The organism is Spirosoma gilvum, assembly GCF_054776815.1.
This window is the reverse complement of sequence record NZ_BAAHBH010000014.1, coordinates 224,033-237,012: the sequence shown is the minus strand read 5'-3', so window position 1 is coordinate 237,012 and position 12,980 is coordinate 224,033. Positions and strand designations below refer to the sequence as shown.

Annotated in this window: 9 protein-coding genes; 5 read left to right on the top strand and 4 right to left on the bottom strand. The window is 51.5% G+C overall.

The features are described from left to right. The first annotated feature begins 126 nt into the window (after positions 1-126). Positions 127-2,538 carry an ABC transporter permease gene (locus ACYVFD_RS30370; protein WP_461094375.1) on the top strand — a complete coding sequence of 804 codons (2,412 nt, stop codon included), beginning with the start codon at positions 127-129 and terminating at the stop codon, positions 2,536-2,538. A 25-nt stretch (positions 2,539-2,563) separates the two neighbouring features. Continuing rightward, a complete protein-coding gene (locus ACYVFD_RS30365) occupies positions 2,564-3,025 on the top strand; it encodes a nuclear transport factor 2 family protein (RefSeq protein WP_461094372.1) in 462 nt (153 codons plus the stop codon). 455 nt (positions 3,026-3,480) lie between these two features. Here the strand turns inward: ACYVFD_RS30365 and ACYVFD_RS30360 are convergent, their stop codons facing one another. After that, positions 3,481-4,410: a hypothetical protein gene (locus tag ACYVFD_RS30360; RefSeq protein WP_461094371.1), complete on the bottom strand. Its 930-nt coding sequence runs from the start codon at positions 4,408-4,410 to the stop codon at positions 3,481-3,483. 487 nt (positions 4,411-4,897) lie between these two features. Between ACYVFD_RS30360 and ACYVFD_RS30355 the strand changes: the two genes are divergently transcribed. Further along, a complete protein-coding gene (locus ACYVFD_RS30355) occupies positions 4,898-5,518 on the top strand; it encodes a DinB family protein (protein WP_461094370.1) in 621 nt (206 codons plus the stop codon). Between the two features lie 176 nt (positions 5,519-5,694). On the opposite strand, the gene ACYVFD_RS30350 is transcribed toward ACYVFD_RS30355, so the two are convergent. Continuing rightward, positions 5,695-6,246, bottom strand: a complete 552-nt coding sequence (locus ACYVFD_RS30350) for a cupin domain-containing protein (RefSeq protein WP_461094369.1) — start codon at positions 6,244-6,246, stop codon at positions 5,695-5,697. Positions 6,247-6,302: 56 nt separating this feature from the next. Here ACYVFD_RS30350 and ACYVFD_RS30345 point away from each other — a divergent pair, with 56 nt between their 5' ends. Next, entirely contained in the window at positions 6,303-6,941 is a 639-nt protein-coding gene (locus ACYVFD_RS30345; protein ID WP_461094368.1) for a TetR/AcrR family transcriptional regulator, read from the top strand. Between the two features lie 488 nt (positions 6,942-7,429). Here the strand turns inward: ACYVFD_RS30345 and ACYVFD_RS30340 are convergent, their stop codons facing one another. Next, entirely contained in the window at positions 7,430-7,819 is a 390-nt protein-coding gene (locus ACYVFD_RS30340; RefSeq protein WP_461094367.1) for a response regulator, read from the bottom strand. Between the two features lie 4 nt (positions 7,820-7,823). Then, positions 7,824-11,099, bottom strand: coding sequence for a CheR family methyltransferase (locus tag ACYVFD_RS30335; protein WP_461094366.1), 3,276 nt, complete (start codon positions 11,097-11,099; stop codon positions 7,824-7,826). 523 nt (positions 11,100-11,622) lie between these two features. Here ACYVFD_RS30335 and ACYVFD_RS30330 point away from each other — a divergent pair. After that, a complete protein-coding gene (locus ACYVFD_RS30330; protein WP_461094365.1) occupies positions 11,623-12,900 on the top strand; it encodes a sensor histidine kinase in 1,278 nt (425 codons plus the stop codon). The last annotated feature ends 80 nt before the right edge of the window (positions 12,901-12,980 follow it).

Here is a 12,980-nt window from a genome sequence, read left to right as displayed (position 1 = left end):
TAGGTTTATGTTCAGCCAAGTTGGTACAGGTATAGTTAAAAGGCGTACTGATCAAGTATTCGATGTATTCCTGCTTAGCTATCATGCTGTGAAGTTGCCATTTTTACTCTTTAAGCGAAAGTCCTAATTAGTAATAGCAAATCATTCTCCTCCATCAATGTATTTGGCCTGGCGCTGGGCATGACCTGTTGCATGCTCCTGATGCTTTACATCCGTAGTGAATGGTCGTTCGATACGGACCACAAATACGCCAGGAGCTTGTATTTGGTAGGCTCACGGGCGACTATCGGACAGAATACGGGGCAGGAGTTTCCCACGGCGTCTGCACCGTATGGACCAGCCCTCAAAGCTGAATATCCGGAGATTGTGCAGATGGCCCGATTATACATCGCCGATGAAAAGTCGTTGCTCCAGGTGCGTGAGCCGGGAAAGCCGCTACAGTCGTTTTACGAAACGAAAGGCTATCAGGTCGATTCAACCTTTTTCGATCTGTTTACGTATACCTTCACTGAAGGCGATTCCCGAACCGCCCTGACGGACCCGCATTCGGTGGTTTTATCCGATGGGGTGGCGGCCAAGTTGTTTGGCAATAGGCCGGCGCTGAACCGACTGGTTCGAATCGGGGGCGAAGCCGGAAGGGGTGAAGAATTTAAAGTGACGGGGGTGTACCAAAACGCCCAGACCAACTCGCACATCGACGCTCGCTTCTTTATCCCCCTGGCTGCGGGTGAGCTGGGAAATTACCTGCGGGAGGGCAAGCTGGATTTTGCCAATAACAATATGTTTCTGACGTATCTACGGCTACAACCCACTACTGATCCCCAGACATTCACGGCGAAGCTGCCCGCTTTCATCGAAAAATATGCCCGCGCCGACCTCAAATCAGTGGGTTTCGACCGACAGTTGTTTCTCGTACCCGTTCCAGATCTACATCTATACCCTAATTTTCAATCGGTGGTTACGCCGACAAATAGCGTTACGTATCTCTACATACTGGGATCGATTGCCCTGTTTACGTTGCTGATTGCCTGCATTAATTTCATGAACTTAGCAACGGCGCGTTCGGCCAAACGGGCTGCCGAAGTAGGCGTTCGAAAGGTGATGGGCGCGCAACAGGGTGCGCTTGTGTGGCAGTTTCTGGGTGAATCAGTCATCCTTACGTTCCTGGCGTTCCTGATTGCGTTGGGGTTGGGCGTTCTATTCTTGCCGGTGTTTAATCAACTTACTGGTAAGGCGTTATTGATAAGTGAATTGTTTGAACCGAAGACGCTGTTCCCGTTGCTGGGAATGGCCATACTGACGGGATTATTAGCAGGCAGTTATCCGGCTTTTTATCTCTCATTATTTGATCCGGCAAAAGTACTCAAAGGCAAGTTCACGAATTCGCTGTCGGCCGTAGCGTTACGTCGTGGGTTGGTCGTATTTCAGTTTATGGTGTCAGTTGGCCTAGTACTGGCCTCGTTTGTCATTCAGAATCAGATGCATTACCTGCGCAACAAACCACTGGGTTTTACGCAGGATCAGCAGATAGCTATTCCATTCCGGAGTGGTGAGTCGCGCGGGGCTTATACCGCTTTTCGAAGTGAAATTTTGCAGAATAATCAGGTCGTATCAGCCGCCGGTACGCAATACTATCCCGGCATCGCTAACCAGAGCGACCTGGTGTTTCACCGGCCCGACCAAAGCGTTTCGCAAGGACAGGATGTCCGCACCAATCGCGTCGATTTTGAATTTCTGCAAACGATGGGTTTCCAACTGAAGCATGGGCGTTTGTTCTCGCGGCAGTTTCCTGGCGATACAGCCAACCGACTCATTGTCAACGAAGCTACGCTACGTAAATTCCAGATACCGGAAGCTAAAGCTATCGGTCAACGGCTGGACTTCGACTGGCAGGGTCAGACAACTCCCTTTGAGATTGTAGGCGTAGTGAAGGACTTTCACTATGAAGACCTGCACCAGCCGATAACGCCCTACGCGTTCATGTTGAGTCGACGGCCCAGTTTCAATTACATCATCGTTCACCTCAACACCAACAACATGACCAACATTCTGGGTTTTCTGGAGCAGAAATGGAAAGCGTTACGCCCCGACGAGCCGTTTGAATATAGTTTTCTCAACGAAGATTTCCAGAAAAACTACCAGGCCGAAGCCCGTACGTCACGGATTGTTCGCACGTTCACGATCATTTCCATTTTGATCTCGTGCCTGGGTCTGTTCGGGCTGGCCACGTTTGCCGCTCAGCAACGCCGGAAAGAAATTGGTGTGCGCAAAGTGCTCGGCGCATCGGTGGTCAGCATTGTGCTGTTACTTACTAAAGATTTCCTAAAACTGGTTTTCATTGCCATTCTGATTGCTTCACCGATTGCCTGGTACGCCATGCACCGGTGGCTTGAGCTATTCGAATACCGTATTGACATTCCGTGGTGGGTGTTCGTGGGGGCTGGTGCCCTGGCGCTGTTACTAGCGTTTATCACGGTCTCGTTTCAAAGTCTCAAATCGGCACTTGTAAATCCCGTAAAGAGCTTACATACCGAATAACCTTCACCTTTATTTAAAAACAACTATGAAAACTAGTCTTATTGCCTTACTTGGTTGCGTTGCCCTAACCAGTGCTTTTGCCCAAACGCCCGCCAATGATGTCGCTGGGGTTCGGCAAGCCTGCTTCAACTATATCGATACGTTTTACAAAGCCGATACGACGCTGGCTTATCAGAGTATACACCCGACTCTTCAGAAACGGGGCTTTTCATTCGATCAAAAAACGGGTAGTTACTCCAAACAGTTAGAGATGCCCTTTCCGGCCTTGATCCGGCTTGCGAACGTGTGGAATAAAGAGGGCAAACGCGCCAATGCCAATTCACCCCGGCAGGTCGATGTGTTTGAGGTAGCCGACAAAACGGCGATGGCTAAAGTGACGGCTGTTTGGGGAATCGATTACCTGCACCTGATTAAAGAAAACGAGCGCTGGATGATTGTCAATGTACTATGGCAATCCCCTCCGAAATCACTGCAGGTTATCAAATAGCCGAATTGGTTTTCGGGCAAGACACGCAAATCGTAGTAGAACGAAAAAACTAAGCGCATCGGCCTCCGGCCGCATTTGGTCACTCTGCAACTAGCCCAATCATACGGGCCTTGTCGGGATCGTTGTAGGCGGTAAAGAAGGCTAGACATGCCTTTTACGGGTGAAGGCCGCAAATCGACTCCTCTGGGCCGTATGCATGGCGCATAAGAGGCTATTTATTGGAAAATATCGTATCTGGGCAGTTCGGATGCTGCCTGATTTTACGAATCTGGCGAAGGTGCCGGTCTGTGTGGCCCCATTGAAAGATGTATACCTGGTGCCTGGGCTGTCAATGTTCACTCAAACTGAACGTGCGCATAACCGGCCCAGGCTGGCAAAGACAAAGCTCTACCCTCTCTGAATGTCGGTAAAAAAGACCGGGCAACAGAGAAGGTAGGCTTTGGCAACGTAGGAGGTTACTGCTGATCCTGGCTTACATTGTAGGTATAAATATCCTTCATGGTAAGGCCTTGGTTAGTAGCCCGATTGCATTCCATAACCTGATTGTCCGCATTCAAGACATACCCATAAGACCAATCAAAACCGGTTGTATTAGTAGGGATAAAGCGGGTCTGGTAACGCCGGGGAAGGTGCGTGCGTAGTTTACCAAAGATGGGCAGAAACTCATCAATGTACGACAGATTCCAGGGGTTTAGCGACAGATTATCGGCCACTAAACCTGGCCAGAGCTGACCGTCAGGACCTGTCGAATGCAAACTGCCTGCGTAGGGACCGACTTTATCGTACGTGAAAGTTGTCTCAAAATTCTGCTCGCCAACAGTTTTAATCAGGTCGCCATCCCCATTGTAGGTCAAAACAAGCTTATCATTCCCATTTTCTTTGATGGTTACTAATTTACCCGCCCCATTATAGTGATAAGTTAGTACTGGCTCATAACTGCTAGGCTGTCCGTTACTATTGAAATTGAGATAGCTGGCCTCGTAACACCGACCACTGTTCGTCAATTTATACGTCCATATGGATTGTTTCTGAAAATTACCGTTGTTCTGCTTTTGAGAAATGGTGGCCGTAATGGTATTGTTGCCGTAGCTATAGTCGAAGCGTTGGGAAGAACCTCGGAGTACGGTCGCTACCTTGCCGCCCTCCCTGGGGTATTGAAAAATGATTTGGCTGGTATTCCCATTTGAGTCCGATCCGTCTATTTTCTTTACCTGATACTGCTTGCGGCCCAGGACTTGGCTGGTCGTAATGGCCAAGTCACTATCAGTTGGTTTGGCCGCCGGTGTTAGGGGCTCTACGAGTTGGTTTTTGTCACACGAGATTAATCCTGTTGCAGCACTCAGACTAAGAAAAGCCATAGCAAACGATTTGACTAATTTGTTCACAGTTGTTGTTGTTTTTGGTTATACTTATTTGAACGCAACAAAGGTATAGCCGTCAAAAATGCCTGACTATGCCCAATCAATAGCAGGTAGAAATGGGGAAATAGTTGACCGAAAGAAACCGTTAGCTGTCGCCTAGACAGGGAACGAGGCTGATCAACCGCACCAAGTCCAACTGCTGGAAAAGACCGACAAGGCTAGGAAGAGCCCCTTCTACAACCAATTGATGAGCATTTTGCTGTTTCGAAACACAAATCCGCTTCTGGTTAGCTACTACCATCCGTGCGCCCAAAGCAGTAGCCAGTTGTTGGAAAACGAATCCTGCAACTCGGCTTTCTCCACTACTTATTGACTGGAAATCACCAGTTATTCATTCTCCTTTTTAATGATTGCTGCGTTTGGAGTACTTGCTGACAAGTTGTTTGTTCGACTAGTCTCTTTTTACTCATTTAGTTACGAGTTAGCGATAACTCTTTTTTAAAATAAGTCCATGAAAAGCCTATTAATGATAAGTTTACTTTGTGAATGTGTCGTATCATTTGCTCAAACGAAACATCCGCTTTGGTCGCAAAAAGAACGCCAATTTCTAGTAGAAGGATTACAAACCTCTCAGAACGATTTTTCTAATGAGCTTAAAGGCTTAACGGAGAAACAAATCCGTTTCAAGCCCGACAGCACAAAATGGTCCATTGCTGAGGTCGCCGAACATCTGGGCATTTATGATGAATTACTATATTGGGATTTACTGAATAACCAATATACACCTGAAATGCCTGAATGGGTTGAGAAGGTAAAAGGCGTTGATTCGGTTATGCTTGCTTATACCAACGACCCGGTACTGTTGAAGGCACCCTTTGTTGCCCAGCCGTTAGGACGATTTACCAGAAAGGAAGATCTGATAGCCTATTTTAATCGCTTCCGAAATGAAGTCATTAACCTGGTTAAAGAAACCAAAGCGGATTTTCGATTGCATTTTATTTTTCGCTCTGAAGATGCGGGTGTCTGGCGCGTTAGAGACCTGCAACAATATACCTTGCTTTGGATTGCGCATACCCAACGGCATACCAATCAGATAAAAAGTATAAAGGCTTATGCCAACTACCCTAAATAGAACGGCGTCCCCTGTAGCTTTCTCGTTGGGCGGTAGATAGATGGTTATAGATGGATTGTAATATGCCGCACCCGGTAATCCAGAGCCTTACTTTTTTGAGAATACAAACCCTGTGGTCGCAATCGGCTATATCCGAATCGATGCATCAACCCCTTAGCACCAGGAAAGCAGCAGCACTAGGGCAACGGAATAGGCGCATCCACAAAGTGCTTATATTTCCCTAAAAGCCGACCTGTCAGATACGTGAGGGGAATAATCACTTTTTTGACAAATACGGGAATATCGGCCATGTCATATTCAGAGGCATACCGAGTCAACAGATAAGCCGCATCGAAGGCTTCGGGTTGCGCCCTACCGGATTTGTTTTGAGCAGCATAGATGGCCGATAAATAATAAACAATGCTATTGGCGGGTTGGACCCATCCCTTGCAGATCAATGGATCATCACCGGCATTCCAGAAACGGTGGGGAGTTCCGCGTTTAAACAGCACACTCTCCCCTACTTGGGCATAGTGCACTTCCTGTCCCAGCACCTGATAGGCCAGTTTGCCCGATACGACCGTCAGCTCTTCGTCCTGCTTAAAATGCGTATGCATGGGTGGCCCTGAGTGGGGAGCTACCTGGTTTTCAACCAGCACTTTGTCGCCCTCCGGGCTTGTCTCAACAGAGAGAAAAGTAAGCGTTTCTCCCAGGCAGTTTTGAATAGTATGAGGATATGAAATAGTCATTTTTTTGTTTGTTTTGACAAACTTACTAGATTTAGGACAATGTCCTAAAATACAATATGACTAGAGAAGCTAAAATCGTGGTTAAAGCGTTAGAAATGTTCAATGAACGGGGAATTGAGTACGTTGGACTGCGAGAGATAGCCAGTGCGCTGGGGATTCGGGTGGGCAACATAACCTACTACTTTCCTACCAAAGATGATCTGGTAAACCGGCTAGCCCAGGATCTGTCAACGTTAAACGAAGGCATTGGCGTCGATGAGCCGCTTAGTCTGTTTTCATTTCTGGACCGGTTTCGAATCGTTTTCACGCATCATGTTCAATACCGCTGCCTGCTGCTGAGTATTGTGCACCTGATGGAACAGAATAAGGTGCTGTCGGAACGATATAAGGAAACGGAAAAAAAACGGTATTCCTCGATTGTAACCAACTTGTTAACCCTACAGGAGTTGGGCTATCTGGCCCCGGAAGCCGATATTGATTTTCTGGTGTCGGTTTGTACACTAACTGCCCGTTTCTGGATTTCGGAAGCTAGTGTATCATTTCGCCACCTGACCGTTATTGATCAGATCACGCACTACGTCACCCTGCTGGCTAAATCAGTCCTACCCTACGCGACGGAGAAAGGGAAAGGGGATATTCAACGTTTTTTGGGCGTAATCAACTTGGCCAGCATTGATGCTGAACATGCTTATTAATTGCTGAGAGACATGCACTGGTGATCCGTGCTACTCATCTACCATTTATCGCCATTTTCTAGTGGTTTATCCCCTATAGTCAACGCTTGGCCAGTTTTGACTTGTCGGCTCGCGGCTTACCTTCCATCTTTGTATCAACATTCACAAACAACAAAGACGATGAACATTAAATTAATGCATATCAACCGCCCAGCCCGTCCTCGCATTATTGAAGTAGGTGGGCCATTAGTAGGCCTGCGTGGTCGGACCATTTATCGGATGCGGGTTCGCTAAGTGCGCGCTTCCCGAAGCGGTAAGCTCCCAAAGTGGGAGCTTTTTTTATGATTAATGGAGCATTTGTTGAAACTAATTGCAATTGCCATCCCGACGTTTGAGCAAAGCTATGCTACCGGGTTAACCCAAATGTTGAGTCATCGAACCAAAGAACACCTCTGCGGTCTTTAAAGCAATTGCCCTTGTGGGCTGCACCTGCGGGCTACTAGACGGGTTTAGGCCAGCCGCTGCTCCAGCAGGCTCAGAAGAGCAACAAAGTCCACTGGTTTAGTCAAGTGCCGGTCAAAACCCGCTTCCTGACTTCGCTGTAGGTCGGCCGCACTGCTATAACCCGATTGAGCAATGACAAGCAACTCTTTGCCCCAGGGTTCTTCACGAATCGCCCGGCAGACCGCAAAGCCATCCATATCCGGCATGGCCAAGTCCAGTAGTACCGCCCAGGGACGTAGTTGCTGGGCAGCTTGTAGACCCGACGGCCCATCGTAGCAGACATAGATGGAATAGCCCTTTAGCTCAAGCATTCGTGCCAGCAACCGAGCTGCATCCCGGTTATCATCCACGATCAGAATAAGCCGCTCAATAGCTTGTACATCCCTATTAGTCATCGACTTACGCTGTTCTGGCTTCTCCTTCTAAAGGCAGGTAAATCACAAACTCACTACCCTGGCCCAGGCCCTTACTGTGGGCCTCCACCCGCCCCCAGTGCGCGCTAACAATCGCCCGTACCAGCGTCAGGCCCATCCCCAGCCCCCCCTGCATCTGTGTGTGGGAGTCATCGACCTGAGCAAACAGCGTAAAAATCCGCGCCAGGTCCGCTTCCACCAGGCCAATGCCCGTATCGACCACCCGTAGGCGGGCTTCGCCCCCCACCCGCTCCAGATGGAGTTCAATAAGGCCGCCAGCTGGAGTAAATTTAATCGCATTACCCAGCAGATTGCGCAGCACCTGCATCAGGCGAACACTGTCTCCATCTACATACAGTGGTTCGGGGGCTACCGCCACCCGCAGTTGCTGGTGGGCACCTTCGACCAGTGGTAAAACCGCTGTCTGCACGTGTTGAACTAAGAGACCCAGTTCCAGCCGCTGGCGATGCAGCTCCAGCTTGCCCAGGTTAATACGGCTGATATCCAACAGATCATCCACCAACCGGGCCAGATACCCCACCTCCCGGCTCATCATTGGTAACACCTCGGCCAAGGGTAACTGCTCGTCGGTACCGCCGGTCGTTTCCAGCACCAGCAGCGCATTCGACAGGGTGGCCATGGGGTTGCGCAGTTCGTGGGCTAGCAGGGCCAGAAATTCATCCTTCCGCCGATCCGACTCTTTCAGGGCTGCTTCGGCAGCCTGGCGCCTGGTGATGTCCACGAAGGTCAGTACCAGGCCGTTAATCCGATCACTAGCCGTTCGGTAGGGTAAAATGCGCAGTAGATACACCCGCCCGTCGGTAGTGGCTACCTCGCGTTCCTGGACTTGCAGGCTGGTCAGCACCTGATGGGCATCTTCGACCAGGTGGTCGTAAGTCAGCCGGTGAGTAATATCGGTCAGGGGGCGACCATAATCACTCGGTAGCAGATTAAAGAGGTCCTGGGTGATGGGCGTAAACAGGTTCACCCGCAGACTGCGGTCCAGAAACAAGGTGGCAATGTTGGTCGAGTTGATCAGGTTCCGCAGGTTATCACTCGACAGCGAAACTTCATCAATCTTGACTTTGAGCTCCTGATTAACCGTTGTCAACTCTTCGTTGATTGACTGCAACTCTTCTTTACTGGTTTCCAGTTCTTCGGCCGCCGAGCGCAGTTCCTCATTCATGGCCTGTAATTCTTCGTTGGAGGCTTTCAGCGCTTCGGCCTGCAACTCGTGCTGGTGGGTGGTGGTTTGCAACTGGGTCTTTACCCGGATCAGCTCCTCTTCCAACTGGCGGGCCACAGGTTGGGCCGAGGCCCCCCCGCTGGGCAACTCACCCGGCGTTTGGCCCGTGTTTTCGAAGAGCACCAGAAAATACCCCCGGGCCGGATCGCCCTCTTCCAGGACGGGACGCACCTGCAAGGTCAGCAGTTGGGTTTGTTCGCCAACCGCCAGACTCAGCCCCTGTACCTCGACATGGGTTTGCTGCTGGAAGGCCTGATAAAAAGCCGTGCGCAGCTCCAACCGCAGTTCAGGCCGAATCAGCTTCAAAAGATTGCGCGAAATCTCATTGCCCGAAAAGTGAAAGTAGCGCTCGGCTCCCTGGGTAAAATGCAGAATGTCGTACTCTTCATTGACCAGGATGGAGGTGGGCGCCGACTGCTCGCGTAGACGCTGGTGCAAATCGCTTACATTCAGGCGGGCCGTCGGTCGGTTTTCGGCTTCGACCGGTGGGGGCACCGCCGGTTTGGGGCTGGAAAAAGCGGGGGCCACGCTCTCAGCAACTGGATACCGTCTGCCCATCACCATCCGGCTCTGGTAGAGATGATGTTCCCGGTTCAGGGTGGCGTACAAATCTTTGGTACTGTCGGTGGTCTCCGAGAGGCCCAGCAACAGGTAGGCACCCGGATGAAGGGCAAAATGAAAGGTTTCCAGAACTCGTTCCTGGGCCGTGTAATTAAAGTATATCAGCAGGTTGCGGCAACTGACCAGATCCATTCGGGAAAAGGGTGGGTCTTTGAGCACATTGTGGCGGGCAAACAGCACCATCTCCCGGATCTCCCGGCTGATTCGGTAACGATCCCCTTCGGGGGTAAAAAAACGGCGTAACCGACTGGGTGAAACGTCGGCCGCATCGTTGAGCGTATAGAGTCCCTCGCGGGCCTGATTGATAGCCTCTTCATCAATATCAGTCCCAAAAATCTGGATTTTCGGTGCTTCCAGTATGCCCTGGGTCCGTTCGACCGCCAACATGGCCAGCGAGTAAGCTTCCTCACCCGTGGCACAGCCGGGCACCCAGATTCGGAGGCTATCCTCGGCCGTTTTTTTCTCCAGAATGGCGGGCAAAACCTTCTCCTCCAGGTGCGTAAAGACAGCCTCATCCCGAAAGAAATTAGTGACCGAAATCAGCAGGTCTTTGAGCAAGGCGTCGGCTTCGTCGGGATGGCGGAGCAGGTAGTCGGCATAGGCCGGCAGATCAGCCAGCTCGCGCACGGTAATCCGGCGCTCGATGCGCCGTAGCAGGGTGGGTCGTTTGTAATTGGAAAAATCATGGCCGGTGCGTAGCCGCAGTTGGGTAAACACTTCGCGCAGGGCCTGTTGCTGCTCCTGGGGCCGCTCGTCGGCCTCCAGGGGAATGGCCACTTGGCCTAGCCGCTGCCGGTAGGTTATGAGCTTGCCCGGAATCTGGTCCACTGGCAGTACCTCATCGGTCAGGTCGGTGGCAATGGCCTGGCGGGGCATTTCGGGAAAAGCCGCCTGGTGGGGACTTTGCACAAAGACGGCTCCACCGTTTTCCTTGACGCGCTTGAGTCCCATCGAGCCGTCAGCCCCGGTGCCCGATAAGATGACGGCTACCGCCCGTGCCCCGTGGGAATCGGCCAGGGTGCGGAAGAAAATATCGACCGGTGCCCGGCGCTCTTCCTGGGTGGTATTGGGCAAGACGGTCAGGTGTCCATCCTCCATGACTAAATGGCCATTGGGGGAAATGACGTAAACGTGGTCCGGTTCCACCTTGACCGTTTGGGTAACCTGGTGGATGGGAAGGGGGGTGACGTTTTGTAAAATCGGGGCCAGTTGGCTATCAAAGTCGGGCGACAGGTGCAAAATCACAATATAGGCCAGCCCCGACTGGGGAGGCACCTGTTCGAAGAAGGCCATCAGGGCTTCGACGCCCCCGGCCGAGGCCCCCAGGCCGACTACTAAAGCCGGATGAGCGGCTGGCCCTTCAGTGGGTAGCGGAGTTGTTGACTGTTCACTCACGAGCGTTGGTTCCGTATTTAAGCCCGTTTGATCCAAAAACGGGATAGTTAGCAAATGACCCTTTCCTTGACGGCTCGACAGCCCAGTTATGAGTTAGTCTGGATCCGGCCTGTTTGGCTCCATCAACCGGGACCAATGGCGAATAGCCAGGTAAATGTACACATGAATTAGTCAATTGGCGGCTTTGACACGCTGTACTAAAGTCGCTGGACCCACTCCTTTTCCTCCATAGACCACCGTCGAGCCTCAAATCGTGCTACCCACTGGTTGGTTAAATGCTTTCGGGGCGTTTTGTTTAGACTCCAGTAGCCTGGACTTGAAAGCTGCGGTGTCGGGTACGTAAGTGGATAGCGGTTGCCATCCTAATCCAGGGGGTAGGGCTATCCTCAAACTAGAAGGCGGCATCACGAGTCCAAAACTCCTGGTCGATGACCAAAAAGCGTTATCCTGTACTACCTTTGCTGGACAAAAAGCTCTTCGAGTGAGTTGGTAGTTTTGACTACTTCGTATAATTCTTTTCATCATGACTCCTTCCTCTGATTCCCAATCGGCTTCTCTCGACCAGCTAGCCACTTATCTGGCCGCCCGGCGCGAAGCCCTGCTGAATAACTGGCGAACCGTTTGTGAGAACGATTCCAGCCTGAAGGGCGTCAAAAGCCTAAGCCGCGAAGAGTTCAACAACAAAGTCCCTTTTATGCTCAATGTGCTTCAGCAACGCCTGCATCGGCAGCCAGAAGACGCCGAGGTAGGCCTCTTAGCGGCTGAGCATGGGCTGCATCGCTGGCAAAAGGGCTATACCCTGGGTGAGCTCTTGGCCGAGATGCAGTATCTGGGCCAGCTCTTACTCGAAGAACTGCGGGCCTTCTGGCAAGGCTACCCCGCCCCCCAGGGAACGATCATGACCAATGCCTATGAGCAGGTGGCCCTCTTCACTCATCAGATCAATACCGGCAGCGTGAGCCAGTTTACGGACCTGCAACGCACAGCGGCTGCCAACCGGGTCAGTTTACTGGAAAAAGCCCTGACAGAATTGGATCAGGCGGGCCAGCAACGCGCTGAGATCCTGCGTCGATCGTCCCATGACCTCAGGGCTAGTTTCGGCACTATCCAGGGAGCGGCCAGTATCTTGAAGCTAGTTATGGATTCCGAAGAAGAACGCCAGCAGTTTCTGGATATGCTATTACGGAATCTGGCCAACAGTCACGCGCTTATCACTCAACTGATGGATCTGTCCCGCCTGGAAGCCGGCCAGGAACCCCTGCACATCCAATCCGTTGATGTAAGCCAATTGATCACCGAGTGTGTGTCAACTTATCAGCCCCTGGCCGCTGAGCGAGGCCTGTTGCTCAAAACCGATGGTCCGGCTTCATTGACGGTAGACTCCGATCCGGTGTTGTTGCAACGCATCCTGCAAAATCTGGTGCTCAATGCGCTGAAGCATACACCCAAGGGCTGGGTGTCGGTTTCCTGGAGTCGGGAGAGTGACTACCGCTGGATGGTGAGTGTGCAGGATTCAGGGCCGGGCATACCCACTGCCACCCAGAAAGGTTCGTTAGTTCAGGTATTAACCCCTTCCCCCGAATCGACGGCAGCTTTTGGGATAGCTACTCCAGTAGCCGATGCCCAGGAAGCGGCTACTACCCAGGCCTCCCGTTCGGCCTTTAGCCACCAGGGAGAAGGCATTGGGTTATCGATTGTAAAGGGCTTATGTGAGCTGCTGCGAGCGAGTCTGGAAATCGAGAGCAAGCCGGGTGTAGGTACCCTGTTTCGGATTCGGCTGGCCATTCGCTGGCAACCCTAACGGCTTGCACTCCCCCTAAAGGGACTCTTGTTGCCAACGCGGGCTCGGGCGGGCGAAACCTCGTTGGTTCACCTCAGGGC